This window comes from Ruegeria sp. AB5, assembly GCF_056542645.1.
Map to the genome: position 1 here is coordinate 635,908 of NZ_JBQGAE010000001.1, position 26,588 is coordinate 662,495.

At 56.2% G+C, this 26,588-nt stretch carries 27 protein-coding genes, 1 tRNA gene and 1 pseudogene; 16 read left to right on the forward strand and 13 right to left on the reverse strand.

Translation table 11 applies throughout. From position 1 onward, the window contains the following. Nucleotide 1: 1 nt before the first annotated feature. From ACR0L4_RS03210 to ACR0L4_RS03220, 3 genes are read left to right on the forward strand one after another with little or no spacing between them, the layout of a single operon-like run. Nucleotides 2-796, forward strand: coding sequence for an LpxI family protein (locus tag ACR0L4_RS03210; protein ID WP_480510531.1), 795 nt, complete (start codon nt 2-4; stop codon nt 794-796). After that, nucleotides 796-1,956 (forward strand): lipid-A-disaccharide synthase, encoded by a 1,161-nt coding sequence (lpxB, locus tag ACR0L4_RS03215; protein WP_480510533.1) that lies wholly within the window; start codon nt 796-798, stop codon nt 1,954-1,956. The genes ACR0L4_RS03210 and lpxB overlap by 1 nt, the downstream gene beginning before the upstream one ends. Beyond that, nucleotides 1,953-2,534: a cadmium resistance transporter gene (locus tag ACR0L4_RS03220; RefSeq protein WP_480510535.1), complete on the forward strand. Its 582-nt coding sequence runs from the start codon at nt 1,953-1,955 to the stop codon at nt 2,532-2,534. The genes lpxB and ACR0L4_RS03220 overlap by 4 nt, the downstream gene beginning before the upstream one ends. Here ACR0L4_RS03220 and mnmA read toward each other — a convergent pair. Then, a complete protein-coding gene (gene mnmA, locus ACR0L4_RS03225; protein WP_480510537.1) occupies nt 2,531-3,676 on the reverse strand; it encodes a tRNA 2-thiouridine(34) synthase MnmA in 1,146 nt (381 codons plus the stop codon). The two genes, ACR0L4_RS03220 and mnmA, sit on opposite strands and share 4 nt — an antisense overlap. Nucleotides 3,677-3,805: 129 nt before the next feature. Between mnmA and sciP the strand changes: the two genes are divergently transcribed. The 4 genes from sciP (at nt 3,806) to recG (ending at nt 9,237) form a co-directional block, all read left to right on the forward strand. Beyond that, nucleotides 3,806-4,099 carry a CtrA inhibitor SciP gene (gene sciP / locus ACR0L4_RS03230; protein ID WP_170748776.1) on the forward strand — a complete coding sequence of 98 codons (294 nt, stop codon included), beginning with the start codon at nt 3,806-3,808 and terminating at the stop codon, nt 4,097-4,099. 84 nt (nt 4,100-4,183) lie between these two features. Further along, nucleotides 4,184-4,900 carry a response regulator transcription factor CtrA gene (ctrA, locus tag ACR0L4_RS03235; protein WP_480510539.1) on the forward strand — a complete coding sequence of 239 codons (717 nt, stop codon included), beginning with the start codon at nt 4,184-4,186 and terminating at the stop codon, nt 4,898-4,900. A 123-nt stretch (nt 4,901-5,023) separates the two neighbouring features. Next, a complete protein-coding gene (ligA, locus tag ACR0L4_RS03240) occupies nt 5,024-7,150 on the forward strand; it encodes an NAD-dependent DNA ligase LigA (RefSeq protein ID WP_480510541.1) in 2,127 nt (708 codons plus the stop codon). Beyond that, a complete protein-coding gene (recG, locus tag ACR0L4_RS03245) occupies nt 7,147-9,237 on the forward strand; it encodes an ATP-dependent DNA helicase RecG (protein WP_480510543.1) in 2,091 nt (696 codons plus the stop codon). Before ligA ends, recG begins: the two co-directional genes overlap by 4 nt. Before the next feature lie 421 nt (nt 9,238-9,658). Here recG and ACR0L4_RS03250 read toward each other — a convergent pair whose 3' ends face one another. Continuing rightward, the gene (locus tag ACR0L4_RS03250; protein ID WP_170748780.1) at nt 9,659-10,297 is read right to left on the reverse strand and encodes a MarC family protein; all 639 of its coding nucleotides are present in this window, start codon (nt 10,295-10,297) and stop codon (nt 9,659-9,661) included. A 59-nt stretch (nt 10,298-10,356) separates the two neighbouring features. Continuing rightward, complete coding sequence (locus ACR0L4_RS03255; protein ID WP_480510545.1) at nt 10,357-10,809, reverse strand: iron-sulfur cluster assembly scaffold protein; 453 nt, start codon at nt 10,807-10,809, stop codon at nt 10,357-10,359. 48 nt (nt 10,810-10,857) lie between these two features. On the opposite strand from ACR0L4_RS03255, the gene hisI reads away from it, so the two are divergent. Further along, nucleotides 10,858-11,247: a phosphoribosyl-AMP cyclohydrolase gene (gene hisI, locus ACR0L4_RS03260; protein WP_480510547.1), complete on the forward strand. Its 390-nt coding sequence runs from the start codon at nt 10,858-10,860 to the stop codon at nt 11,245-11,247. Nucleotide 11,248: 1 nt separating this feature from the next. Here the strand turns inward: hisI and gluQRS are convergent, their stop codons facing one another. From gluQRS to ACR0L4_RS03280, 4 genes and pseudogenes are all read right to left on the reverse strand, one after another. Continuing rightward, on the reverse strand, nt 11,249-12,121 hold the full coding sequence (gene gluQRS / locus ACR0L4_RS03265; protein WP_480510550.1) for a tRNA glutamyl-Q(34) synthetase GluQRS: 873 nt from the start codon (nt 12,119-12,121) through the stop codon (nt 11,249-11,251). Next, nucleotides 12,118-12,732, reverse strand: coding sequence for a class I SAM-dependent DNA methyltransferase (locus ACR0L4_RS03270; RefSeq protein WP_480510552.1), 615 nt, complete (start codon nt 12,730-12,732; stop codon nt 12,118-12,120). The genes gluQRS and ACR0L4_RS03270 overlap by 4 nt, the downstream gene beginning before the upstream one ends. A 37-nt stretch (nt 12,733-12,769) precedes the next feature. Further along, the gene (gene trmFO, locus ACR0L4_RS03275; protein WP_480510554.1) at nt 12,770-14,110 is read right to left on the reverse strand and encodes a methylenetetrahydrofolate--tRNA-(uracil(54)-C(5))-methyltransferase (FADH(2)-oxidizing) TrmFO; all 1,341 of its coding nucleotides are present in this window, start codon (nt 14,108-14,110) and stop codon (nt 12,770-12,772) included. A 256-nt stretch (nt 14,111-14,366) separates the two neighbouring features. Next, nucleotides 14,367-15,161, reverse strand: a pseudogene (locus ACR0L4_RS03280) (enoyl-CoA hydratase); the annotation flags it as partial. Nucleotides 15,162-15,210: 49 nt separating this feature from the next. Here ACR0L4_RS03280 and ACR0L4_RS03285 point away from each other — a divergent pair. Further along, a complete protein-coding gene (locus ACR0L4_RS03285) occupies nt 15,211-15,654 on the forward strand; it encodes a PaaI family thioesterase (RefSeq protein WP_170748787.1) in 444 nt (147 codons plus the stop codon). Between the two features lie 59 nt (nt 15,655-15,713). Here ACR0L4_RS03285 and ACR0L4_RS03290 read toward each other — a convergent pair whose 3' ends face one another. Next, nucleotides 15,714-15,941 carry a DUF1127 domain-containing protein gene (locus tag ACR0L4_RS03290; protein ID WP_480510556.1) on the reverse strand — a complete coding sequence of 76 codons (228 nt, stop codon included), beginning with the start codon at nt 15,939-15,941 and terminating at the stop codon, nt 15,714-15,716. 99 nt (nt 15,942-16,040) lie between these two features. Between ACR0L4_RS03290 and ACR0L4_RS03295 the strand changes: the two genes are divergently transcribed. From ACR0L4_RS03295 to rpsI, 3 genes are all read left to right on the forward strand, one after another. After that, complete coding sequence (locus ACR0L4_RS03295) at nt 16,041-17,444, forward strand: aminotransferase-like domain-containing protein (protein ID WP_480510558.1); 1,404 nt, start codon at nt 16,041-16,043, stop codon at nt 17,442-17,444. A 164-nt stretch (nt 17,445-17,608) separates the two neighbouring features. Continuing rightward, nucleotides 17,609-18,067, forward strand: coding sequence for a 50S ribosomal protein L13 (gene rplM, locus ACR0L4_RS03300; protein WP_281994631.1), 459 nt, complete (start codon nt 17,609-17,611; stop codon nt 18,065-18,067). Between the two features lie 5 nt (nt 18,068-18,072). After that, nucleotides 18,073-18,558 carry a 30S ribosomal protein S9 gene (rpsI, locus tag ACR0L4_RS03305; RefSeq protein ID WP_480510560.1) on the forward strand — a complete coding sequence of 162 codons (486 nt, stop codon included), beginning with the start codon at nt 18,073-18,075 and terminating at the stop codon, nt 18,556-18,558. A gap of 70 nt (nt 18,559-18,628) precedes the next feature. Here rpsI and ACR0L4_RS03310 read toward each other — a convergent pair whose 3' ends face one another. Continuing rightward, nucleotides 18,629-19,657, reverse strand: coding sequence for an alcohol dehydrogenase catalytic domain-containing protein (locus tag ACR0L4_RS03310; RefSeq protein ID WP_480510562.1), 1,029 nt, complete (start codon nt 19,655-19,657; stop codon nt 18,629-18,631). 178 nt (nt 19,658-19,835) lie between these two features. Next, entirely contained in the window at nt 19,836-20,390 is a 555-nt protein-coding gene (locus ACR0L4_RS03315; protein WP_480510564.1) for a hypothetical protein, read from the reverse strand. 778 nt (nt 20,391-21,168) lie between these two features. Between ACR0L4_RS03315 and ACR0L4_RS03320 the strand changes: the two genes are divergently transcribed. Continuing rightward, nucleotides 21,169-21,387 (forward strand): hypothetical protein, encoded by a 219-nt coding sequence (locus ACR0L4_RS03320; RefSeq protein WP_480511135.1) that lies wholly within the window; start codon nt 21,169-21,171, stop codon nt 21,385-21,387. A 75-nt stretch (nt 21,388-21,462) separates the two neighbouring features. Next, on the forward strand, nt 21,463-21,675 hold the full coding sequence (locus ACR0L4_RS03325; protein ID WP_170748794.1) for a phage integrase central domain-containing protein: 213 nt from the start codon (nt 21,463-21,465) through the stop codon (nt 21,673-21,675). Between the two features lie 243 nt (nt 21,676-21,918). Here ACR0L4_RS03325 and ACR0L4_RS03330 read toward each other — a convergent pair whose 3' ends face one another. The 3 genes from ACR0L4_RS03330 to ACR0L4_RS03340 form a co-directional block, all read right to left on the reverse strand. Continuing rightward, nucleotides 21,919-24,162 carry an acyltransferase family protein gene (locus tag ACR0L4_RS03330; RefSeq protein WP_480510566.1) on the reverse strand — a complete coding sequence of 748 codons (2,244 nt, stop codon included), beginning with the start codon at nt 24,160-24,162 and terminating at the stop codon, nt 21,919-21,921. Nucleotides 24,163-24,215: 53 nt separating this feature from the next. Then, a complete protein-coding gene (locus ACR0L4_RS03335) occupies nt 24,216-24,578 on the reverse strand; it encodes a hypothetical protein (protein WP_170748796.1) in 363 nt (120 codons plus the stop codon). Nucleotides 24,579-24,697: 119 nt separating this feature from the next. Next, nucleotides 24,698-24,787: transfer RNA gene (locus ACR0L4_RS03340), tRNA-Ser, on the reverse strand. A gap of 117 nt (nt 24,788-24,904) precedes the next feature. Here ACR0L4_RS03340 and ACR0L4_RS03345 point away from each other — a divergent pair. Further along, nucleotides 24,905-25,753: a DUF2059 domain-containing protein gene (locus ACR0L4_RS03345; RefSeq protein ID WP_480510568.1), complete on the forward strand. Its 849-nt coding sequence runs from the start codon at nt 24,905-24,907 to the stop codon at nt 25,751-25,753. Next, the gene (locus ACR0L4_RS03350; protein WP_480510570.1) at nt 25,753-26,553 is read left to right on the forward strand and encodes a DUF2059 domain-containing protein; all 801 of its coding nucleotides are present in this window, start codon (nt 25,753-25,755) and stop codon (nt 26,551-26,553) included. The genes ACR0L4_RS03345 and ACR0L4_RS03350 overlap by 1 nt, the downstream gene beginning before the upstream one ends. Nucleotides 26,554-26,588 lie beyond the last annotated feature (35 nt).

The window sequence follows — 26,588 nt, forward strand, 5'->3', positions numbered from 1 at the left end:
TATGCTGGCTTTGATTGCGGGAAAGGGTGTCTTGCCGGATGCGGTCGTGGCTGCCCTGCCTGACCGCCCTCTGATCTGCGCGATGGAAGGGTTTGAGCCACAGGGGCTCAGGGCGGACGTGGTGTTTCCATTGGAGCAACTCGGCAGTTTCCTCGCGGATCTGAAGGCGCGCGGCGTGACCCAGGTTTGTATGGCCGGAGCGGTACAGCGTCCAAAGGTCGACCCGACCCGTATCGATGCTGCGACGATGCCGTTGGTGCCGATCCTCCAGCAGGCCATAACCTCTGGCGATGACGGAGCCTTGCGGGCTGTGATCGCGATATTTGAACAATCAGGTTTGTCCGTCAAAGCCGCCCACGAGATCGCACCTGATCTTCTGCCCCCTTTGGGCTGTCTGACCGAAGTGCAACCATCTGAGGCTGACCTGGGTGATGCCGACCGCGCATCAGGCGTCCTGCGTGCCATGGGAAGCGCTGATTTGGGTCAGGCGTGTGCCGTATCCAATGGGCAGGTTCTGGCGGTCGAGAGCATCTTTGGTACGGCCTGGATGTTGCAGTCCTTGACGCAACGCCCGGATGCCGGGGGCGGTGTGCTGTTCAAGGGACCCAAGCCCGATCAGGATCGCCGGGTCGATCTGCCCGCCATCGGCCCGGATACGGTCACCGATGCTGTTGCCGCTGGTCTGTCGGGTATTGTGATCGAAAAAGGCGGCGTGATGGTTCTGCAACGTGACCGCGTCATTGAAGCGTGCAACCGGCTGGGTCTGTTCCTCCATGTGCGTGAGCGGGCGGTCTGATGCGCGTCTTTCTGGTCGCCGGGGAACCTTCGGGCGACCGTTTGGGTGGCGCGCTGATGGAGGGTTTGAAAACCCTTGTGCCGGATGCCCAATTTGACGGAATTGGCGGGCCTTTGATGCAGGCTCAGGGTCTGAGCAGCCGGTTCCCCATGTCCGAGTTGAGCGTCATGGGGCTGGTGGAAGTTCTGCCCAAGTTCTTCCATCTCAAACGCCGGATTTCGGAAACGGCCAAAGCGGTGCTTGAGACTCAGCCGGATGTTCTGATCACCATCGACAGCCCGGACTTTTCGCTGCGTGTCGCCAAGCTTGTGAAAGCGGCCAGTGACATTCGCACAGTGCACTATGTGGCCCCCAGCGTCTGGGCCTGGCGTCCGGGACGGGCCGACAAGATGGCCAAGGTGATCGACCACGTGCTGGCCCTGCTTCCGTTCGAGCCGCCCTATATGGAGCGCGCAGGCATGGAGTGTGATTTTGTTGGCCATCCTGTGGCCAGTGAACCGGTCGCCACAGTGGCTGAGATCAGGGATTTCCGGGCCGCCCATGATTTGGGCGAGGCACCGCTTTTGCTGGCCTTGCCCGGCTCGCGCCGCGGCGAAGTTGACCGGTTGGCGCCCGTTTTTGGCGAAGCGCTTAGCCTGTACCTGAAAAACCGGCCCGATACACGGGTCGTGGTGCCCGCCGTCGCACATATGGTCGATACGGTTGCCGAGCATCTTCGAAACTGGCCCGGATCGCCCGTGGTGGTCGACCCGCGCGGCCTGCCGTCGGATCAGGCCGTCTCCCAAAAACGTGCGGCATTTGCGGCTGCGGATCTTGCCCTTGCGGCCTCGGGCACCGTGTCGCTGGAACTGGCCGCGCAGGCAACGCCGATGGTGATTGCCTACAACCTCAACTGGCTTACAACCCAGATCGCCAAGCGGATGGTACATTTGGACACGGTAACACTGGTCAATCTGGTCTCGGACACGCGGACGGTGCCGGAATGTCTGCTGGATGAGTGCCGGCCCCAACAGATCGCGGCCGCCTTGTCCAAGGTGGCCGAGGCCCCTGACGCGCAACGCGAGGCGATGGAGGTGACAATGGTCCAGCTGGGCCGTGGCGGAGATGCGCCGGGCTTGCGTGCCGCCCAAGCGGTGTTGTCCCGGATGGCGTCCGGATGATGGATTTTCTGGCGTTTGCAGTCTCGGCTTTTTTAGCGCAGGTTTTGACCAATCTGGACAATCTGGCCGCCTTGCTGGCTTTGATGGTGGTTGCAGGCACGGGCCGGGCCGTAACCGGATTTCTGACGGCACAAATGCTAGTCATCCTTGCGGCCTATCTATTTGCCATCGGGGTCGAAGATGTCATCCCGGATTGGGCGGGGTATTTGGGATTGGTACCTTTGACGCTTGGCGTTTTGGGCTTGGTACGGCAATTCCGCGACAGCGGACACGAAGAAGTGCCCGGTGTCTCAAGCAAGGCATCGACCGTAGCGATTTCGCTTTTGTTCGTCAGCTTGTCGATGGATACATTCGCCGTGCTTGCCCCGCTGCTGGCAGATTCCGCGCCGGCGTTCCGGACAGCCGGCGTGATAGGCGCTGCGGCTGCTGCAATGGTGTTGGGCAGCGTGGCTTTGCTTGGGGCAAAGACCCCGCTCATGACCGGTGGCCTCGCCCGCAAGTTGGAAAAGCTGGTGCCCTATGTGATGATCTGTGCCGGGCTCTACATCCTCAGCAACTCCTGGACGGACGCGGTTTAGTACCCGCGCCAAATCCAACCGCCGCCGAAAATCCGGCTGCTGGAGCTGTCATAGAACACGCAAGCCTGACCGGGGGAAATACCTTCTTCGGGTGTCAGCAATTCGACCTCGGCGGTGGTTTCCGACAACGGGCGGATGATCGCCTCACGCGGGGGACGGGTCGAGCGGACTTTGACCGATAAGTGCCATTCCTTTTGCGAGGTAAAGGGCGTGTCGCCCAGCCAGTTGATCTCACGCACGGGGATGGTTCTTGTGGCCAGCATCTCTTTGGGGCCGACCACGACCTGCTTTTTGTCCACGTCCAGTTTGACGACGTAGAGCGGCTCGCTGAGACCGCCGATGCCAAGGCCCCGGCGTTGACCGATCGTGTAGTGGATCACCCCGTTGTGCTGCGCCAATACGCGCCCGTCGGCATGGACGATTTCACCCGGTTCAGCGGCGCCGGGGCGCAGTTTTTCGATGACGCTGGCATAGTTACCGTTGGGCACGAAACAGATGTCCTGACTGTCGGGTTTATCCGCCACGGCCAGCCCATATTGCGCCGCCATCTCGCGGGTTGCCTCTTTCGAGGGCAGGTGACCCAGCGGGAACCGCAGAAACTCCAGTTGCTCGGGCGTGGTCGAGAACAGGAAATAGGACTGATCCCGATTTGCGTCTTCGGCGCTGTGAAGCTCTGGCCCGTTTGGACCCATTTTGCGCTGAATATAGTGACCGGTGGCCATGCAGTCGGCTTCCAAGTCCTTGGCGGTTTCCAGCAGGTCCTTGAATTTCACCCGTTCATTGCAGCGGATGCACGGCACCGGCGTGGCGCCCGCCAGATAACTGTCCGCGAACTCATCAATAACCGCGTCCTTGAAGATGTTCTCGTAGTCCAGAACGTAGTGCGGAAACCCACGCTCTTCGGCCACGCGCCGGGCATCGTGGATGTCGATCCCGGCGCAGCACGCGCCTTTCTTGGCCAGCGCCGCACCGTGGTCATAAAGCTGCAGGGTCACACCGACCACATCATATCCCTGATCCGCCAGATAAGCGGCGACAACAGAGCTGTCCACGCCACCGGACATGGCAACAACCACCCGCGTTTGCGAGGGTGTTTTGGCAAAGCCAAGTGAATTGAGTTGGGTCTCGGCGGCGACGGCCATGGTGATTCCGTTCGGGTTAAGAAAGACCGGCAGAATATAGGAAAATTCTAGACACTCTCAAGGGGCGGTTTCACCCCGCATTAAGTAGGCTGGTGTCAGCTTTGTCGCAGCAGGAAAAAGGGTTGAGACATGTATTTGCACAAAGTTGAAGGGCCGCGGTCGGTAACCCTGCCGGATGGTACGATTTTGTCCCAGGCGGATCTTCCACCGGCCGATACAAGACGCTGGGTGGCCTCGCGCAAGATCGTCGTTGTGCGCGGAGTGATTTACGGCCTGATTACCTTGTCCGAGGCCAAGAAACGTTACGGCATCAGCGACGAAGAATTCAACACTTGGGTCTCTGCGGTGGCAGAGCATGGAATCGAGGCTTTGAAAGTTACGGCTTTAAAAAAATATCGACAACCTAAGGATGAACATGAATAAATGATTCAACGGTAACGCAAGATTAACCATTCATGGTCAGGTTTGATTTTAATTGGAATTATTGACCCGAATTGGAGCAGTGAAATGAGAGTACTTCTTGTCGAGGATGATCCGACCACGTCCAAAAGCATCGAACTGATGCTGACGCATGCCAATCTCAATGTGTATGCGACGGACTTGGGTGAAGAAGGGATCGATCTGGCAAAACTCTATGACTATGATCTCATTTTGCTGGACCTGAACCTGCCGGATATGAATGGGCATGAAGTGCTGCGTCAGTTGCGGATCGCACGGGTCGAAACACCAATTCTGATCCTGTCGGGCGCCGACGATACGGAAAGCAAAATCAAGGGCTTTGGCTTTGGGGCCGATGACTACCTGACCAAGCCCTTTCATCGCGAGGAACTGGTTGCGCGCATCCATGCGATTATCCGGCGGTCCAAAGGGCATTCGCAGTCGATCATTCATACGGGCCGCGTTGCGGTCAATCTGGATGCAAAAACGGTTGAGGTTGACGGTCAGACGGTTCACCTGACTGGTAAGGAATACCAGATGCTTGAGCTTTTGAGTTTACGCAAGGGCACGACGTTGACGAAAGAGATGTTCCTGAATCACCTCTATGGCGGGATGGATGAACCCGAACTGAAGATTATTGACGTGTTCATCTGCAAACTTCGTAAAAAACTCAGCAACGCGACGGGTGGTGACAATTACATCGAAACTGTTTGGGGGCGGGGCTATGTGCTGCGTGATCCGCAAACCAGTGGTTTGGATGAAACGCCCATCGCCGTTAACGCCTGACAGATTGTAATTTGTGCCGCCGTCGGTCCAGGGCGGCACAAGCACTCACGGCTCAGCACGTCTGGACCTGGCCATGACCTCGCCCTATCACTGGGGTCCAGAATGTAGTGACAGGGCGAGGCCATGAGCAATACCATCTCGACAGCAGACCTGACCGAGGATCAGGCGCGGACAGAACTCGCGCGTCTGGCAGAGCTGCTCATGCGTGCAAACAGGCTTTACCATGCCGAAGATGCCCCCGAGATTTCCGATGCCGAATACGACGACTTGAAGCGACGCAATGCCGCCATCGAAGAACGGTTTCCGCAGCTGAAACGTTCGGACAGCCCATCCGAGCAAGTTGGTGCCCGGGCGGCTGACGGGTTTTCCAAAGTGACGCATGCGGTGCGCATGATGTCCTTGGGAAACGCCTTCGATGACGAGGATGTAGCGGATTTTGATCGATCGGTTCGAAAGTATCTCGGGCTGACTGCCGATATGCCATTGGCATACACCGCCGAACCCAAGATTGATGGATTGTCGCTGTCACTGAGCTACGAGCAGGGCAAACTGGTTCAGGCCGCCACGCGCGGCGATGGCGAAGTGGGTGAGAATGTCACCGCAAACGCTCGAACCGTCTCGGACATCCCGGAGCAGATCGAAAACGCCCCGGATATTCTTGAGGTTCGAGGTGAGGTCTATATGTCCCACGCGGATTTCGAAGCGCTCAATGCGCGGCAGGCGGACACCGGTGGCAAAGCTTTTGCCAATCCCCGCAACGCAGCAGCGGGCTCGTTGCGGCAACTGGATTCGGAAATCACCCGCGCGCGCCCGCTTCGGTTTTTTGCCTATGCGTGGGGTGCACTGTCCGAGCCGTTGGCGGAAAGCCAATATGGGGCGATTGAACGTCTGCAGGGCTTCGGGTTTTTAATCAACCCGCTGACACAGCTGTGTAAAACCACGGATGAGCTGTTGTCGCACTATCGGTCAATCGAAGCGCAACGCGCGACGTTGGGCTACGATATTGACGGTGTGGTCTACAAGGTCGACGACCTTGCGCTGCAAGCCCGGTTGGGGTTCCGATCGACCACGCCGCGGTGGGCCATCGCACATAAATTCCCCGCCGAACTGGCCTGGACCCGTTTGGAGGCGATCGACATTCAGGTCGGTCGCACCGGTGCACTCAGCCCTGTCGCCCGTTTGCATCCGGTCACGGTCGGGGGTGTAGTCGTGTCGAATGCGACCCTGCACAACGAAGACTACATTGCGGGCCGTGATGCCAAGGGCGGTACGATCCGGGATGGAAAAGATATCCGTATCGGTGACTGGGTTCAGGTCTATCGAGCCGGCGATGTGATCCCCAAGATTGCAGATGTCGATATCTCGAAACGCCCCACAGATGCGGCGCCCTATGACTTTCCGACGACATGCCCCGAATGTGGCAGTGACGCGATCCGGGAAGAAGGGGACGCCGTCAGGCGCTGCACAGGCGGCCTGATTTGTCCCGCCCAAGCGGTTGAGAAATTGAAACATTTCGTGTCTCGCAAAGCCTTTGACATCGAAGGTCTGGGCGCGAAACAGATTGAGATGTTCTATGATGATCCGGATCTGCCCATCAAAACACCGGTCGATATCTTCACTCTGCAAGAGCGCGACGCGGCCAATCTGAACAAGCTGGCCAACCGCAAGGGATGGGGGGCGCAAAGCGCTGGAAATCTTTGGGCGGCGATAGATGAAAAGCGCGTGATCGGATTTGGACGATTGCTGTTTGCCTTGGGTATTCGCCATACGGGCGAGGCGGCATCAAACCTGATCGCGAACCATTATGGCACATGGGTCGAGTTCGAGGCAGCCGTCGCCGCCGCCGTGGATTTTGAAGGCCCCGAATGGGAGGATTTGCTGGGCATCGACGGTGTCGGAGACGTCATGGCCCGCGCGCTGGTTTCCGCTTTTGCGCAACCGGCCGAACGGGCGAGCATTGATGCCTTGGTTGCGCAATTGCACGTGGAAGAAGCGAAACGCCCGGACACCTCGGGCAGTCCGGTTGCGGGTAAGACGGTGGTCTTCACCGGGACGCTTGAAAAGATGACCCGGGCAGAGGCCAAGGCCCGGGCCGAGGCGTTGGGGGCCAAGGTATCAGGCTCGGTCAGCAAGAAAACCGATCTTCTGGTCGCCGGGCCCGGTGCAGGGTCTAAGGCGAAGAAGGCCGCAGAACTGGGTATCGAAACGCTGGATGAGGATGGCTGGTTGCAGCTGATCGACGGCGCATGAGTGGTAGACCCGAGCAGTTGTTCCCGCTTTTTGCGGGGCTTGAAACTCTGGAGGGGGTCGGCCCGAAAACGGCACAGGCCCTGACGCAAACCGGGATCGAAAGCCCCCGGGATGTGCTGTTTGGTCTGCCCTATGCGGTGGTCGACCGGCGCAGGCGTGAAACGATTCAAGGGGTCGATCTGCCGTCAACTCTGACTGTAGAGGTGACGGTTGGGACCCATAGACCGCCTCGGAACAAGGGCGGAGCTTATCGGATCCATGTCGAAGACAGTCAGGCCGACTTCCAGCTGGTCTTTTTCCACGCGCGGGCTGACTATTTGAAGAAAGTCCTGCCAGAAGGATCGCGTCGGGTGATTTCGGGCAAGTTGGAACTGTTCGACGGGATGGCGCAGATGGTGCATCCCGACCACATGCTGCCGGTCGAGCAGGCCGAGGATATCCCCGAATTCGAGCCGGTGTATCACCTGACGCAAGGGGTCACACAGAAGACGGCGTTCAAAGCCGCCCGCAGCGCCCTGGCACGGGCACCTGAATTGGCTGAGTGGAGCGACCCAACACAGGTCAGATCCCGGAACTGGCCCGCGTGGTATGACGCCATCCAAGCTGCGCACAACCCGCAAGGCGCGGATGATGTTGCCGCGTTTTCTCCGGCACGAGAGCGTTTGGCCTATGATGAGCTATTGGCGCATCAGCTGACGCTGGCTCTGGCGCGACAACGTGAACGGAAATCGCGCGGAATTGTCAGCATCGGCACGGGTGCCTTGCAGTCGAAGGTTCTGACCAGCCTTCCGTACCGTCCAACGAGCGCGCAGACCCGCGCCATAGACGAAATTGCGTCGGATATGGCCTCGGAGTCGCGTATGAACCGACTATTGCAAGGGGATGTGGGCGCGGGGAAGACCTTGGTCGCGTTCATGGCGCTGCTTGTGGCGGTTGAGGCTGGCGGGCAAGGGGTGATGATGGCTCCGACCGAGATTCTTGCGCGTCAGCACCTTGAGGGGTTGCGACCACTGGCAGAAGAGGCCGGGGTGGTTTTGGACATTCTGACTGGGCGCGACAAAGGTGCCGAGCGGCGCGCAAAACTCGAAGCTTTGAAAACAGGGAACATTCAGATTCTCGTCGGCACCCATGCGGTGTTCCAGAGCGATGTGGCGTTCAATACCCTGCGTCTGGCGATTGTCGACGAACAGCACCGTTTCGGGGTCCGTCAAAGGATGGAACTGTCAGAAAAGGGGCAGGGTGCAGATGTTCTGGTGATGACCGCTACACCGATCCCGCGCAGTCTGGCATTGGCGCAGTACGGCGACATGGATGTATCGGTGCTGGACGAAAAGCCGCCCGGTCGCAAGCCGATCAAGACGGCAATTGTCAGCACGGGCCGTATGAACGAGGTCATCGCACATCTGCAACGGGCCATAGCCGAGGGGCGGCAGTGTTACTGGGTTTGCCCTCTGGTCGACGAATCCGAAGTGTCCGACCTGACGGCGGCGGAAGAAAGGTTCAAACGTCTGCGTGCCATTCTTGGCGAAGGCACTGTCGGATTGGTGCACGGGCAGATGCCACCGACCGAAAAAGACGCGGCGATGACTGCGTTCCAGAACGGCGAAACAAAGGTTCTGGTGGCAACGACCGTGATCGAGGTTGGCGTCAACGTACCCAACGCCTCTATCATGGTCATTGAACGGGCTGAGATTTTTGGGTTGGCCCAATTGCACCAGTTGCGCGGTCGTGTTGGACGTGGTGAGGCAGAATCAACCTGTTTGCTGATGTATCAACCCCCCTTGAGCGAGGGCGGCCGCAAGCGGCTGGAGGTTCTCAGAGAGACCGAAGATGGGTTCCGTATTTCCGAGACCGATCTGCAAATGCGTGGGGCCGGTGATCTGATCGGCACGGCGCAATCCGGTCTGCCAAAGTTCCGCATCGCGGACCTGGAGCGCCAGGCGGGATTGATGGCCATTGCGCAATCTGATGCACGCGCATTGTTGAACGGCGACCCCAAACTGACCTCGAACCGCGGCAAGGCTGCGCGTGTTCTTCTTTGGTTGATGAGGCAGGATAAGGCAATTCGTTTGATTTCAGTGGGTTAGCATTTTTGTCGCTAAAAAGTTCACAAATGTTCTTAAAAAGTTCTTTACCGACTCGGGGAAATATGAGAACAAAAGGTCAACAAAAGATTAAATCCCTGACCGGAGGTGACCCAATGTTGACCCAGATCAAGACCGTCTTCAGTCGTTCGCAATCGACAATTCTGCAGGATGCGGCGGGTGTAGCATCTTTAGTGGTCATACTGATGGTGGCCTTGCACCTTCCGGTTGGATTCTAAGCCTTTCTGCCTGCGCTCTCGTGCCGAATAGCCCGCGCCTGTCATCCCCAATACGTTCAAGGGTGACCTGCCTGTCCCAAACCCCTTGAGGGGCCATGCCTCGGCCCCGCGCGGTGACCCGGACCCCACACGAGAAACGCATTGCCTGCCGCCGCCCTTTCCGCCCGAAAGGTGCGGCGGCTTTTTTATAGCTGGCCGGTTCTGATGATTTCGAGCATGGCCGAGAGAACAGAGTTTACCGCCACCGAGGCCAGGATCATTCCCATGACGCGGCTGATGATTGCCGCACCGGAGTGGCCAATCAGACGAATGATCGGTTCGGCCAGCAACATCAAGACAAATGCGATAACCAGAACCGACAGCATCACCAGCGCCGTGATCCCCTGATCAGCCGCACTGTAACGGTGGTTGTCGGTCAAGATCACCACGGCCAGCATCGCCCCGGGTGAGGCCAGTGATGGCACCGCAAGCGGAAAAATCGCGGGGTTGTGGGCGTGGATCTTGTCTTCCTTGTCATCTTCGGCAGCACGCTGTTCGACATCCTGTTTGCTTTCACCAAAGATCATTGTCAGCGCAAACAGGAACAGGATTATGCCTCCGGCAACCTGGAACGAGTTCAGGCCAATATCCAGCGCTTCGATCAGCAGCTGTCCGAACACCAGAAAAAACAGCAATACCCCGGCGCTTATCAATGCCGCCAGCATCGCGGTCTTGCGCCGTGCTGCGGCCTCAAGACCTGCCGTTACAGCGATAAAGACCGGAATTGTACCGATCGGGTCAATGACAACCCACAACGTCACAAAATGTTCGAGCAGATTGTTCACACCCAGCACTCCACGGAATTCTGGGTGAAATTACACTGGTTTGTGCTGAAACACCACGTTTACGCGCAATGTGCCTGTTCGGCCTGCTCCATGGCTTCGGCAGTGGCCTCCAGCACCAGCATGATCGAGGCGTGACGATTTTTGTAGTCGCGCGCAGGGATCAGCACCTCAAGCCCGTCAAATGGGGCATCCGGGGCAGGGCCGTCACTTTTCAGCATTGCCTTCAGTTGATCGCGGGCTGTCTCAATCTGCGACCGCGTTGCACCGATCACCGCATCACCGACCACAGAAGCCGAAGCCTGCCCCAAGGCGCAGGCCTTGACGTCCTGCCCGAAAGCGCTGACGCGCCCATCCTGCATTTTCACGTCAACGGTCACGGTCGAGCCGCACAGCGGTGAGCGTTTCTTGACCGTCGCATCGGGGTTCTCCAGCCGGTCCAGATGTGGGATATCCGCGGCAAGCGCAAGGATGCGTCCGGAATAGAGCTTTATCAGGTCGTTATCGCCACTCATGGCTTTCCCTCGTTGCGTGTTCCCCATACATAGTGGCCAGCCTCCGGGATGCAAAAGGTTTTTGTCATGTCTGACACCGTCACATTTGATCCATCAAATCTGAGATACAACGAAGCCGGGTTGATCCCCGCCATCGCACAGGACGAGGCATCGGGCGAAGTGTTGATGATGGCCTGGATGAACCAGCAGGCGGTTGAGCGCACGCTGGAAACGCGTCGCGTGACGTATTGGTCGCGTTCGCGCCAGGCGTTTTGGATCAAAGGCGAAACCTCGGGACATGTGCAGGAACTGGTGGATTTTCGCTTTGATTGCGACCGGGACTGCGTGCTGGTTCTGGTGCGCCAGACCGGTGCAGCGTGCCACACAAACCGGCGGACTTGCTTCTATACGGCTGTACAGGATGGTGGTGAAGTCGAACTGATGTCTCCGATGGAGTAGGTCAGAGACCGACCATCGCCCGGATGTCTTGCGCCGTGGTGCCCTCGGCCCGGTATTTTGCGATGGCACGGGCGTCGTCGCGTTTCGCCAACCGTTTCCCGGCGCCGTCCCTGATCAGGTCATGGTGAAAATACTCGGGCGTGGGTAGGTCCAGCAAAGTCTGCAGCAGGACGTGGATGCGCGTGGCTTCGAACAGGTCCTGACCGCGCACCACGCACGTGACTCCTTGGGCTGCGTCATCCATCACGACGGAAAGGTGATAGGACGTCCCCATACCCCGCCTTGACAGAACGACATCGCCTATTGTGGCGCCCAACTCATTTGCGGTGAAAGAAATCTGTCCTGTTTCACCATCCGGCCCGCTGCCGAACTCAAAAAAGGCGCCTGTGCCCAAGCGAAGGGCAGCTTGCGCCGCTTTTTTGATATCAAGACGAAGCGGACTGTCAGTGGGGCGCATAGCACGGTGTCGCTCTGGTGTATTTCGACAGGTGCCGGGATAGATGATGCCGTCCGGACCGTACAGAGATACCCCTTCCTGAGGCGCGCTGGCGGCAGCGGCAATATCTTTGCGATTACATGTACACGGGTACAGAAGTCCACGTGCCCAAAGCGCATCCAGCGCCTGTTCATAAACGTCCAGACGATCTGATTGCCGCAAGACAGGCTTGGGCCAACTCAGACCCAACCAGGCGAGATCCTCATAAATCTGTTCTTCCCAGTACGACCGCGCGCGGGACCGGTCGATATCCTCGATCCGCAAAAGGAAGGTGCCGTGTTGGGCAACTGCCATGTCGTAGGCCAGAATCGCCGAATACGCGTGACCAAGGTGGAGGGGACCGGTTGGGGATGGTGCGAAACGGGTGGTGAAAGTCACGTTTTTTCTAGGACGTAGACGTCTGACTTCATGTTCAGGCCAGGTAAGTGCGGGCCATATTCCCGAAACAGCAGACGGGCTGCCCCCATATCCAGCCAATCATTCAGACGTGCGGTGTAAGATCGATCTTCAAGAGTATGATCATTAAATGAAAATGCCAGCATACCGCCTTTTGGAAGGGCGCGCATCAACAGGTCCAGAGTCTCAGGTGGAGCGGCTCCTGCGCCGATCACGCCGATCGCGGTGATGGCTGAATAAGCGTCCTGTTTCAAAGGCGCAGGGTCAGAAATATCCAGATTGACAAGCGTTCGGTATACACCCTTGGACCTTGCTTCTTCCAGCATGTTGGGCGTGGGGTCGATACCGTCGATCACTTCAAAGCCAACAGCACGCAGGGCAAGGCCAGACAGGCCGGTGCCGCAGCCGTAATCCAGTACAGGAATTTGCGCTTGAGGCAGATGGGACCATAACGCGTCAGCGACCCGGCCCGGCGTGGCATAGCCCTGTTCCGCAACCGAGTCTTCGTACGTCGCGGCCCAATTCTGGTAGTGCGCTTGGGTATCTTCCGGTGTTTCAAGACCGTATGTGTCTTTGAAGAACTTGTCACTCATACCCGCATGTTACGCTGCCGGGTTGCACGACGTCCAGCTAGCTTTCGGAAAGCCAGTTGGTCCATTCGGCTTTTGCACGATCCGTGTAGGCTTTGTAACGGTCCTTGCGTCCGCGACGACCGCCTTTCAGGCCGTCAACTGGGCGGAACAGACCGAAATTCACGTTCATGGGCTGAAATGTCTTGGCCTCGGCCCCGCCTGTAATGTGGTGGATCAAAGCGCCCATTGCGCTGTCTTGCGGCACTTGGGGCAAACTGCGACCCAAAATCTCGGCCGCGGCCAGACGACCTGCCAACAGACCCATTGCCGCACTTTCTACATAGCCTTCAACTCCGGTGATCTGACCGGCAAAGCGGATGTTGGGTTTTGATTTCAACCGCATCTGTGCGTCCAGCAGAGTTGGCGAGTTGATGAACGTATTGCGATGAATGCCACCAAGACGTGCAAAGCTGGCGTTCTCCAGCCCCGGAATCATGCGGAACACTTCGGTCTGCGCGCCGTATTTCATCTTGGTCTGAAAGCCGACGATATTGAACAGCGTACCCAGGGCGTTGTCCCGCCGCAACTGAACCACGGCATGCGGCTTGATATCCGGCTGATGCGGGTTGGTCAGACCAACGGGTTTCATAGGTCCGTGGCGCAGGGTCTCACGCCCCCGTTCCGACATCACCTCGATAGGAAGACAGCCGTCAAAATATCCCGCGGTTTCGCCGTCATGGAATTCGGTCTTGTCCGCAGCCAGCAGGGCATCAATGAACGCCTCGTACTGGTCGCGGTCCATCGGACAGTTCAGATAGGCGGTCCGCTCTTCTTCGGTCTCGCCCTTGTCGTAGCGTGATTGCATCCACGCTTTGCTCATGTCGATGCTCTCGGCATAGACAATCGGTGCTATGGCATCAAAAAAGGCCAGCGCGTCCGACCCAGTTTCAGCCTGAATGGCGTTTCCCAGCTTGGCCGAGGTCAGAGGGCCGGTGGCAAAGATCCAGTGACCGTCATCAGGAAGCGTTGTGACTTCTTCATCGGTCACCCTAACGCGTGGATGCGCGTGCAGTCTGGCCGTGACGTCTTCGGCAAACGGATCCCGGTCCACGGCCAGCGCCCCGCCTGCCGGCAGACGGTGGGCATCTGCGGTTGTCATGATCAGACTCTCGGCGGCACGCATCTCCCAATGCAGCAGGCCTACGGCATTTTGTTCGTCGTCATCCGAGCGGAACGAGTTCGAGCACACCATCTCAGCCAGATTGCCGGTTTGGTGGGCAAAGGTGCCCACAGTTGGCCGCATTTCGTGGATCACAACGTCCACGCCCATTTCCGCAGCCTGCCATGCGGCCTCGGACCCGGCCATGCCGCCGCCCACGATATGCAATTTCTGTGTCATGCGCTGCCACATAGGGCAGAGGTCACGCGGGCGCAACTGAGCACCGCTAGGTTGGCATGGTTTTTATGAGGGTCTTGGGGTCGCCGCTGCGGGAATGTCTGCGCCAGTGAGAGAAACCAGCTTGGAGGGACCTTCCGCCCACGGCGACCCAAAAGTGTACCTGAGGCCTCAGCCTCGTCCCAGCATTGCCACAGTGTCGCCCTTTTGAAAAGTGCAAAAATGAAAACAGTGGTGAAAAATGTTCAGAATAATAGCCTTACTGAGGCCAATCGGGGGTGCGTTTTTCGATAAACGCGGAAATGCCTTCTTCGGTATCGCGGTGCAGCATATTCTGCACCATTACCTCTCCTGTATAGGAATACGCTTGCTCCAGCGGCATCTGAAGTTGCTGATAGAACGCCTCTTTTCCGATTTTGACGGCCACGCCCAGCTTGTCGGCGATCTGACCCGCCAGGTTCAGCGTTTCATGTTCCAGCAGCATTTCGGGCACCACCCTGTTGATCAGTCCCAGTTCCTGCGCGCGTTCGGCCGAGATGAAGCTGCCGGTGGTCAGCATCTCAAAGGCCTGTTTTCGGGCGATATTGCGGCTGAGCGCGACCATCGGCGTCGAGCAGAACAGGCCGATGTTCACTCCGTTCACGCCGAATCGTGTCCCTTCGGCCGCGACCGCCAGATCACAGGTGGCGACCAGTTGGCAGCCGGCGGCTGTGGCAATGCCATGGACCTGTGCGATGACAGGCTGGGGCAGGGACTGGATCGACATCATCATCTGTGCGCAGCGGTTGAACAAGTCCTGGAAATAAGCCTTGCCGCCATCTTCGGCCTGACGCCCCGCAGTCATCTGCTTCAGATCGTGGCCTGCGCAAAACGCCTTGCCCTCGCCAGACAGCACGATGGCCCGGATCGAGCGATCTTTGCGCAAGGTGTCAAATTCGGATTGCAACGCCGCCAGCATTTCATCGCTCAGGGCATTCAGCCGCTCGGGCGCGTTCATGTGCAGCCGCGCGATGGCACCTGTGTCGTTACGTTCCAAAATTGCCATCTTGCCCTCCTGCTGGCTCTTGGGCCAACTCTAGGGCGGGACGTGAAGGAGGGGAAGTATGGGATTGGCCCTGAGCAAAGACGAACTGTCGCAATACCTTGCTGAGGTGTTTCCGCAGGTCCACAAGGATTTTGTCGTCGAGGCGCTGGAGGAAGACAGCGTCACCATGCGTCTGGTTGTGGAAGAGCGTCATTTGCGCCCAGGGGGTACAGTTTCGGGCCCGTCGATGTTCGGTCTGGCGGATGTCTGCGTCTATGCCATGGTTCTGGCACGCAAAGGGCGTCAATCGCTGGCTGTAACCACCAACAGTTCACTGGATTTTTTACGCAAGCCCGAAGGTGGCAAAGACTTGCTTGCCGAGTGTCGCTTGTTGAAGCTAGGGCGCAGTCTGGCCGTCGGCGATGTGCTGATCTATTCCGAAGGGTCCGACAAACCCGTGGCGCGCGCCAGCATGACCTATTCGATCCCACCAGAAGGCTCTGCCGCGGCCAGTTTTGGTTGAAAAAGGGCCGGGGCAAGCCCCGGCCTAGGAAGAGGTCCCTAAATGGGACTGGGGATATCCTAAAGCTGCCAGAAGTACCGTTTGACTTCGCGGTTTGCCTGTGGGCGGGACAGTCCGACGTCTTTCAACAGGCGATCATCAAGATAACCCAGATTGATGCGACTGCGCCGGCGGCGTTCCCATTGAGTGACCGCAGCTGCAAACCGCACGGCCAGCGCGGCGATCAGCGGCAGCCGGGGGCTGGCGTTCAGCAGCATAAGGGCGGGGTTTTGCATTGTGCGTGTCATCTCAGTGATCCTTTCAAATTGTATTGACACAAAGTTGTAATGTTCGGTACAAAGTCTTGATACATTCGATATTGTGTCAAAAGCAAAGGAAGAATTGTAATGGATACAATTTGGCCGGACACGCTGCCAAAAGCCAAGGGTCCCAAATACACTCTGGTTGCTGATACAATACGAAAAGCTATCGAAAACAAAACCTTGGAGATCGGAGCGAAACTCCCGCCCGTGCGGGAACTGGCGTATCGATTGCAGATTACACCGGGCACGGTTGCCCGGGCCTATACGATTCTGACGGATGAAGGCTTGCTACAAGCCGAGGTCGGACGTGGTACATTTGTCGCCCCTCCCAAAGCACCGATTCTGGACGATGTCTGGTCGCGGCAATTGCATCTGGCCGAAGCGCAGAATGCCAATCATGTCAGCCTGTTCAGTCCGCGGCTGGCGGATATGGGGCAGGTGTCTCTGATCCGTGAATGTCTGCAAAAGGTTGCGCAATCCGATCCGGCCCTGTTCATGAATTATCCAACGCGTGATGCCTACAAACCCATGCGTCAGGCCGTGGTCGACTGGTTGTCCGACTTGCCGCTGGGCAAGCTGAGCGATGATGACATTGTCTTGACCCATGGGGGGCAGAACGGCCTGTGCCTTGTGTTTCAAACCATTCTACAAGGCCCCCGGCCCACGGTGATGGTCGAGGATTTGTCCTATGCCGGGTTCCGGCGGGCGGCCGAATTGATGCGGGCAGACGTGATCGGAATTCGAATGGATAAATGGGGCATCGACCCCGCCGCGATGGAGCAGGTTCTGCGCCAGACCGCAGCGCAGGCGGTCTGCGTGTCGCCAGAGGTTCAGAATCCAACCGGGTCGCACGCGCCTTTGGAGCGCCGCAAGGAAGTCGTCGAGGTCGCGCGGAAATTCGACGTACAGATCGTCGAGGATGACTGTTATCGCATGGGGGACGCCAAGGAACCAAGCTATCGCGCGCTGGCACCTGAGCGGGGCTGGCACGTCTCTTCTATCTCGAAGGTTTTGACACCGGCGCTGCGGGTTGGATTTGCCATTGCCCCGCGAGAGCGCAGTGTGGATTTACGACGCTCGGCCGAATATGGGTACTTTGGCTTGGCGCAACCGCTGGCCGAACTGACCCGGCTTCTGCTCTCGGATCCCCGCACGCGTCAGATTTCACGGGATGTGCGATCACGAATGGGAGAGTATGTGCGGGTTACAGTGAACGCTTTGGGCGGCTTTGATCTGAACTGGGCGCCCGATGTCCCCTTTGTCTGGCTACACCTGCCTTCGGGCTGGCGCGCCGCAGCCTTTAGCCGTGCCGCCGAGCGAGAGGGGATACAACTGCGATCGTCGGATGAGTTCGCCTTGCGCGATGGCCGCGCACCGAATGCGGTCCGTATCGCGATGAATGGACATGTGTCGTTGCAACGATTTGAAGACGCAATGCTTCGGTTGCGGGCCTTGTTGGACAATCCGCCTGAACAAATCAGTGTCTAGAGTGGGGTATAATAATACCTAATTTATAAAGTATTGAAATTGCTTTAAAAAAACTTGTTTGCGTGTATTGACCCGCATATTCAGTAGGTCTAAACCCCCTCCATCGAATTCGGGCCGCTCCGACCTAGGGGGCGGTCTTTCACATCAAACAGGACTATCCTGCCATGAAAACCTTTTCTGCAACACCTGCAGACATCGACAAGAAATGGATCCTGATCGACGCCGAGGGCGTTGTTCTGGGCCGTCTTGCCTCGATCGTCGCCATGCGTCTGCGTGGCAAGCACAAAGCGTCGTTCACCCCGAACATGGATATGGGCGACAACGTCATCGTGATCAACGCTGACAAAATCCAGATGACCGGCAAGAAGCGCGAAGAAAACTTCTACTGGCACACTGGCCACCCGGGCGGCATCAAGTCGCGCACCAAGCAGCAGATCCTCGAGGGCAAGCACCCCGAGCGCGTCGTGACCCAGGCGGTTAAGCGCATGCTGCCGGGCAACCGCCTGTCGCGTCAGGTTATGACCAACCTGCGTGTCTATGCCGGTGCCGAGCATCCCCATGAGGCGCAAGCGCCCGAAGTTCTGGATGTTGCATCCATGAACAAGAAAAACACCCGGAGCTAATGACCATGGCTGATCAGATCAATACTCTCGAAGAGCTGAGCGCCGTCGCAGGCGTTGAAACCGTGGCCGAAGAAATCATCGTGCGTGAACCCGTGCGTGACGAACTGGGTCGTTCCTACGCCACCGGCAAGCGTAAAGACGCTGTTGCCCGCGTTTGGATCAAGCCGGGTTCCGGTAAGGTCACCGTGAACGGCAAGGATCAAGACGTGTACTTTGCACGCCCCGTTCTGCAGCTGATCCTGCGCCAGCCGTTCCAGATTGCTGGTGTTGAGGGCGAGTTCGACGTTGTTGCAACCGTCAAGGGCGGTGGCCTGACCGGACAGGCCGGTGCCGTCAAGCACGGCATCTCAAAAGCGCTGCAGCTGTACGATCCCAGCTTGCGTGGCGCCCTGAAAGCCGCTGGCTTCCTGACCCGTGACAGCCGCGTTGTGGAACGTAAGAAATACGGTAAGCGCAAAGCGCGTCGTTCGTTCCAGTTCTCGAAGCGCTAATTCGCTGCGAACACCGAAAGACAAAAGGGCTCGCCGCGGCGAGCCCTTTTTTTGTTGCGAAAGTCGATCCCTACGGTGTGATCATCACCTTCCCGTCGCTTTTTTTCAGGGCTTCGGCCAGATCGGGTATCAGGGTATCAAGGGTCAGGTGCCCGGACACATCGGTTTTCCACCGCCCATCGGCGAACCGCGCCTGAACCTCGGTCACGACGCGCATCTGGTCGGCAGGCGGGGTGTTCATCATCCAGTTCGTTAACCAGAACCCCTCGATCTGTTTGCTCATAAAGATCAACTGACCGGTTTGCGTCAGGGTAGGGGCTTCGCTGCCAAGTTTGCCATAGCAGATCCAGCGCGCCCGGTTGGGCATGGCGCAGAAAATCTGTTCGGACAGAGGATCCATCACGGCATCCAGAAATACGCGCGGTTTCAATTTGGCACTGATATCCGCAAACTGGCGGGTGACGTCCGCATCCGATGTCACCAGAACTTCGGCGGCCCCCAGTTCTTTCAACATATCAACAGTTTCGGTACGGCGAACCAGGGCGATCGGCTTCAGCCCCAAGTCTCGACCGAGGCTGCACATCAGTTTGCCCAGCTGACTTGTTGCCGCGGAAACAACAAAAGCGTCGCCAGCCTCTTTCGCAATATCAACCATGGCCATTGCAGTCAGCGGATTGACGATCTGGGCCGCCCCGTCGTCATCCGAGATGTCCGGGCGCAGCGGGATGCACATCTGCATCTGGGTCACGACATACTCCGCCCAGGCGCCGGACCCCGCAGCGACAAAGGCCACGCGCTGTCCTTTTAGACCTTCGGCCCCTTTGCCGGTTGCAACCACATCGCCGCAGCCTTCAAAACCTGCGGCAGCGCCTTGGACGCGCGGTTGCCCATATTCGCCCTTGATGAAATGCAGATCCGATGGGTTGACCGAGGCAGTCCGCAACCGGATCAAAACCTGTCCCGGTCCAGGTTCGGGCACAGGCAGCTCGGCTTGTTCCAGCCATTCGCCAGCATCCTGAATCGTCGGACCCGTCATCTGTCCAGAGTAGCCGTCATGTTTTAGAACAATTGCGACCATGGAAGTTGGCAAAGCAGTCATTGTGTCACATCCTCAGCTTGCGCACGATTTGCGTGGCCATATGACCCAAAAGAAAAGCGGCGCAGGGTTAGTGTTTGCCAGCAGCCAAACAAAAGCCCTGCGCCGCGTCAATCGAGCCATTCTCTGACGTCGCGGCATGTGTAAAAGGGCCGCCCGGCGATGGCAGCCCGATAGTTGTCTATTGGGTCAATAGTTTTTGCAGGTCCTGAACCTTGGTCAGAACGGTCTCGGGTGCGGCTTGAATGTCATTCAAAATCTGGATCACCTGATCTTTGATACCCTGCGCCAGTTCGCTGTCCTGAACGGATGCAACCATCGCATCATGGTCAAAGCTTTGTGCGGTCAACATCCCGTCTTGCACCCAGGAGTTGAACAGCTCTTGCCCCTGATTGGTCAGAGCAGCCACCTGATCACCGGCTTGATCGGCCAGATCTGTTGCCGCCTGTCCGGCTTGTTCTGCTGCGTCAGAAGCTTGGTCGGTAATGGAAGAAGCCGCCTCTGCGGCTTGCTCGGTCAGGGAAGAAGCCGCCTCACCGGCTTGCTCGGTCGCGTCATTCACCGCATCACTTGCAGATTCCTGCAAGGCGGATGCGGCTTCACTGACGGCGTCGCTGGCGTCTTCTGCCGCCGATTCCAGATTTTCGGCCGGGGTTGGTTCGGTTTGATTTAGGTAAAAATAGCCGCCCGCGCCAATTGCAACGAGGACGATGAGTATGAGAAGAGTACGCGACATGTGAGTCTCCTTTGGAAATTGGTGTCGCCGAGATGGGTTGAATCTAGGGGGACTCAAAGGGGAATTCCTGTGAATTCTCAGCAGAATACAAGTTTGGGCCATGCTACGCTGATCTCGCCCGTTTAACATGGCGATTTCACGCCAACGAGCCAAGCGTTCGGAGATTTCCATCGATTGGGGTATTGAATTTTTCAGCCGGTATCGCCCGGCGTTTTCGGGGCCTATAGCGCTGGGTCCGTGTGAAACCTCAGATGATTTGGATTAATTTTTTAAATCTGTGAAGGCGTTCACTTCTTTTTGAGGCTTTATCGTCGACTCTGCTCTTGGATGGTCGCGCCGTGTGAAACGAACTGGGGCGTGGCCGGAAACATCGTCCTCACACTTGTGGTTGAGTGTGCGGGGCGGTGTGAGGGGGGCTGGATGAGGGGGTCTTGGCCAGCCCCTCTCTCAACCATAACGGCAGCGTCCCGCATTTCGGGCTGTCGTTGGGCACGCTTGCTGGAAACTGTGGCGGAGAGACAGGCAGCCTATTGATAGTCCATAGAAATCTCTAGATATTCACAACATAGATTTTTGCACAGTTATTTTTCTATTTAGCAACCTAAACAGTCTTGTGAGTTCCGATGAAATTCAGCGGCGACTAGGGGACAAAATTGTGAGATTAAACGGAACAGTCAGAATAGTGGCAGCACGCAAACCCTGGACAAAAACCTTTGCCAAAAACGTCACCAAGCCGGGTTAATAGTTCAACAACAATCGCTACTGCTTATTTCTTTCAATAGACAAAGATGCCCGCAAGTATTGGATTCAGCGGATCATGATTTCTGGCAAGCACCGCGAGATCGACTTCGAGAACTTCCCTTTGGCCACGCTCTCGATGGCCCGGGAACAAGCGGTTGAGAGCAAGCCAAAGGCGTTTGTGAGTGGCGATCCCTTAGCTGAGAAACACAAAGCAAAAATGGATACGGGCTTTGGCAGAGTTGTCGAAGTACCTTGAGGCAAAGCTCTCTGAATTTCTCAGTGAAGAACGCAACACGTAGTAGCCCGCAACGCTGGATACTTGCGCATTTCGGTGATCGAGCATATGCCGCTGGGAACCATCGACGTTGCGGAAATCGTGTCGGTTAACAAGCTTATCTGGGGCGATAAAACCGAATCCGCCAGCCGACCGCGGGGACGTATCGAAAAGGTCTTATCTCGCGCAACCGTGAACGAATTGAGCTTTGGGGACAATCCTGCGCCTTATCAAGCCTATTGGGCAAGTCAAGACGGCATATCAATCTAGGCGCTCCAATTCAGGGCACTCCCTGCGCTGCGCTCCGGCGAGATAGGGGCTATGATCCAGGGTAAAGTGGACTTTGACTCGCGCTAGGTATCCAGCAAGATGACACAACTGACATGTGGACAGGCTATAGCAGTTGTGTCGTTTTTTTTCAGTGGAGGACTTTATATTGCAGGCATAATGGAACCCATTGCCTCTAGTGCGATAAACACGAACTTTTCGGACAAAGCCTCAGTTTCCTTCAGTTCACTCAAGGTCTGCCTTCAGAAATTCTGCGGTTGGTGATTGTTGGCGTTGACCTGAAACGCTTTGTCTTGAGTGTTTAGAAATTTCAGTTGGAGCCACGGCCATTTTCCAATATGGATCAACTGCGTGGCGGATTTTTTTCAAAGGGCGTTCGAAGACTGTTGCAAAGCAGAAGCATACGGCCAACGTTAACGTCAGAAGCCACAAATCATAGGCGGGTAGTGTCTCAGGCAAAGTCGCATCCAGCAGATGCAGAGTTGGGTAGTGCACCACATAAATCGAAAAACTTGCTCCAGCAATCCAACGAGTTGCACTCACTAACGCGCTCTCTGGTTTGGAAGCCCTCCGATCAGCGATGTTCTTTGCGCCGCTCAGGTGGATAGCGATACCAAAGGCAATAATCATACTCCACAGAACTTCATCCGAGTACCGCAAAACTGCATGGTGATTGTAAGGGGCCAAAATATCCGTGGTGACCCCTGTCAAAGCCTCGGGTAAACTGACCACTTTGAACACGACCAGAATAACAATTCCCAGTATCGCGCGCATCCAATCAATCATGGGAGAACTCTTGGCTTTTTGATCTGCATACCAAACTAGGACACCCATTAACCACGCCGGAAGCAGAGCAAGAATAGGCAAGCCGACCAACAAGACCAAGGTTGCAAGCAAAACCAATCTGAGTGCGCCTCTTAGGAAAAAAGCAACGGCAAAAAGCATGTAAAAGCCGACCTCATAACTGAGGGACCATAGCGGCCCATTTGTTCCCAGTCGGACAGGTTGCCAGAGGCCTTGCCACTCATTGGTGAAAGTCAAACCACGCAAAAACATCTCGGACACAGGCACTGGGTTGTAGTAGTCTACCGGATAGGCTTCAGGGTTCACCCGCGTGCCGATTGCATCGAACAATACCGTCAAAAATAGAGCTGGTATGACAACGGACCACAGGCGTGTAAGCCGTTTGAACGCAAACCTTTCTAAAGTCATATCCCGAGAGGCCGCATAAGCAATTACCACACCAGACAAGACGAAAAACACGATTACTGCATCGCTTGCAATATTGATCTCTCGCAGAAAATAGTAGTCTCCTCTGGTAAAGCGAATATGGGCCATATGGCCAAAAAGGACGGTAATAGCGGCAGCAGCACGCAAGAAATCAAGCCAGATTGAAAATCCTTGCGACATGGTAGCTGGCGGGTGCTTGATCGTTGCATTGCCTTTGATTGCGCGTGCACTTTCAAGGGCGTTCCAGCTTTCACTGAATGGTTTCAGCAGCGCTTGGCGCAGCGTCTTATATGGTTGTGGGATAGGTTTACCTGTTCCATCAGAAACACCGAAAGTAATTTCTTCTTTTTGCTCAGGGATGTATAGCGTGCCAAACATCCAATCCCAAATTGCGAACATTGATCCATAATTTTTGTCATGGTGCTTACTTGCAACCGAGTGGTGTATTTGATGCTGCGCGGGCGAGATAAGTATGTGTTCGAGCACGCGGCCATAGCTAAGCCATATGTGGCTGTGGCGAAGGTTGGCACCAAACATGTTGAACAGAACATACATCGCATTGGCGCCGCCGATGGTTAAGAGATCAATTCGTCCCATCAAGGCAAACAAAATAACACCCTGCGCAAAGCCGACGAATACTGTTATCAATAAGTTTCTAATGATTGGCTCAACAGGATGCACTCGCTGCACGGTCAAAGGTGTCAACACGTCAGCCGAATGATGTACTGCGTGAAATGGCCAGAGTACCTTCCACTCGTGGTGCAGTCTATGCGCCCAGTATTTGCATAAATCAGACACCATTACGATTATCAGCGTGGCAACTGCGCTGCGTTGCCAACTAATCGGTGGGGCAGAATAATCGCTCGAGAAATGCCACGTTAGCCATGATAAAATGTAAAATGCGACGGTCGTAGGAAAGAAAACCTTGCTCATCAACCCGAAGAAACCGATTGCCTTGAAAACAAAAAACAACCTTATGTCTAGCAGGTTGGATTTATGCGTATAGACTTTGGCGGGAACAAGGAATTTGACGAAGCTACCTTGCTGTCCACGATGCCACCACACAGCAAATGCCAACAGCAGTGTGCAAGCTAAGTAGATGAACGCAATACGCTCATTCATACCAAAAAGTGAACTCAACGAATATTGGAAGAATTCTAGTAACGTTTGCACAATAAGCGCCCTTGTCCAGCCATCGAACAGAATACCTGAAAATTTGGCGTCAATGGGGCCATTCAATGGCGAACATAGCGTCCGCGACTCGACTGTGAATTCCTCTCAGGTCGCGAAAATCACGAGCATATCATCAGTTTTATTGCCCGGTTGAAGCTTTTTGGTTGGCAGCCAGAGCCTTGGGGATGCCAAGCGGAAATAGCAATTTTTTGTACGATAAGGCGAAACGGATGAAGTGTGTAACAATCCTCTTTGTTGCATAGCTCATGTCCTATGGAGCAAGGGCTCGGCCCTTGAAAAGCGCGTACAGGAATGATGCGCAGATCGCGCGCGAATCCCAGTTTAGCCGGATGCTTGGAGGTAGATTTTGCGAAGTCTGCTTCCTGCGAAATTCGGCCGCCACGGCCAATTGGTACTGCAGCCGAAGCAAGTGGCGTTATGGTGGCCTTATTCGTGGTGAGCCTTGCGATGAAGATTGTCAATCGCGGTATCCTTCCCTTGCCTAACACACATTTTTGTCTGCTTTTTAGGAGGAAAATTGGGGGATACGAATTCTACTTAGAGAATTTGTTATTTAAATCAAATTCTTAACATGTATTTGTGGCGGAGAGACAGGGATTCGAACCCTGGGTGGGCTTGCACCCACAACGGTTTTCGAGACCGCCCCGTTCGACCACTCCGGCACCTCTCCGCGGGGGTCTGTGAGGGGGGGATTTAGTGAGGAACGCCCAGGGGTGCAAGCAGAAAATTCCCAGAATTTGCATTCGTCAGGTTTTCCATTGCCTGCGGCTGCAAATCACCTAGGCTCATGGGTATGAAAAATCGAACACACCGCTTTGTTTCCCCGCTTCTCGCGCTTCTTGCAGCGCTTATTCTGATGCCTGTTCCATCGGTCGCTGCCAATCGCGACCGGATTGAGGCTTTCCTGACCACGACAGGATTTGACGTGGCCCTGGAAAGCATCGCTTTGGCGTCGGGTTCCGCCCCTCAGATGCTGGGCATCGACCCAGACGGTTTCGGATCGGACTGGACGCGACTGACCGAAGAGGTTTTCGACACCAAAATCATGCATGAGACCGCTGTGTCGATCCTTGAAGAAACCCTGAGCGAAGAGGCTTTGACGCACGCAGTGGAGTTTTATGTCTCAGATCTGGGCCAGCGTTTGGTTGAGGTCGAAAACGCGTCGCACCTGAGCGATGATGAGGAAACCAAACAAAGGGAAGGGCAAGAGATTGTTGCCGGGCTCGTGCAGGAAGGTTCCCCGCGCCTTGAGCATTTCAAACGTATGAACCAGGCGATTGATTCCAGTGGTACGGCGCTGCGGGCACTTCAGGAAATCCAGGTGCGCTTTTTGCTGGCGGCAAGTGCGTCGGGTGTGATTGACCTGCAGTTGGATGCCGATGAACTGCGTCTGATGCTAAGGCAGAACGAAGCCGGTATGCGGCAGTCGCTGCAACTGTCTGCGCTGGCGGGTGCTGCTTACACGTACAAAGACTTTTCGGACGCGGATGTCCAAGCCTATGTCGAGGCATTGGAACAGCCGCTCATGCAGGAAGTTTACGAGCTGTTGAACGCCATCCAATACGAAATCATGGCGATGCGGTTCGAGGTGTTGGCGACTCGGATGGCCGAGCTTCATCCCGCGCAGGACATCTGATGCGTCTGGCCTTCGCTCTTTGTTTGTCGTTTCTCTGGTGCGTTCCAGCTCTGGCAAATGAGCGGGTCAAGCGTTTGGCCCATGCGATGAAGCTGGATCAAATTGTCGAGATTTTGATCGACGAAGGTATGGTGCATCAAAGCGAGCTTGAAGAAAGCCTGCTGGACGGGGCAGGTGGTCCGTTTTTTCAGGCGCAGGTCCAGAAAATCTATAGCCACTATTGGATGAAGGATCGTCTGACCGAAGCGTTTGCGAACGGCATGACAAAAGAACAGCTGGATCAGGCCATCGTGTTCTTTGAAAGCGATCTGGGTCAGACCATCGTGTCGTTGGAAAATTCTGCGCGGCAGGCGTTTGCCGATGAGGCCATTGAAGAAATGGCTACGGATGCCTATCAGAACGCTGACGGCCAGGGGGTTCTGTATGATTTGGTTGAAGAGTACATTCAGGTCAACGATCTGATCGACCAGAACGTACAAGGCGCGTTGAGCGCGGACTACAACTTTTTTCTGGGCCTTTACGGCGATACCATCGCCGAATACGAGACTGTGCTGGATGAATTGTTGGCGCAAAAAGACACGATGGCAGCAGATACGACGACGTGGCTGTATTCCTTTCTTCTGTTGGCCTACCAACCCCTTTCAGAAGCGCAGATGCGTGAGAATATCGCCTTTTCAAGAACCGAGACGGGGCAGGCGTTGAACGCGGCCCTGTTTAATGGCTTTGATGAGATGTTCGACGGGATTTCTTTTCGCCTCGGAGAGGCCGTGGCGCAGGTGTTGAAGTCTTCGGATCTTTGATCGTGCTTTAGTGTTGACTTTACCTGTCAATCTAT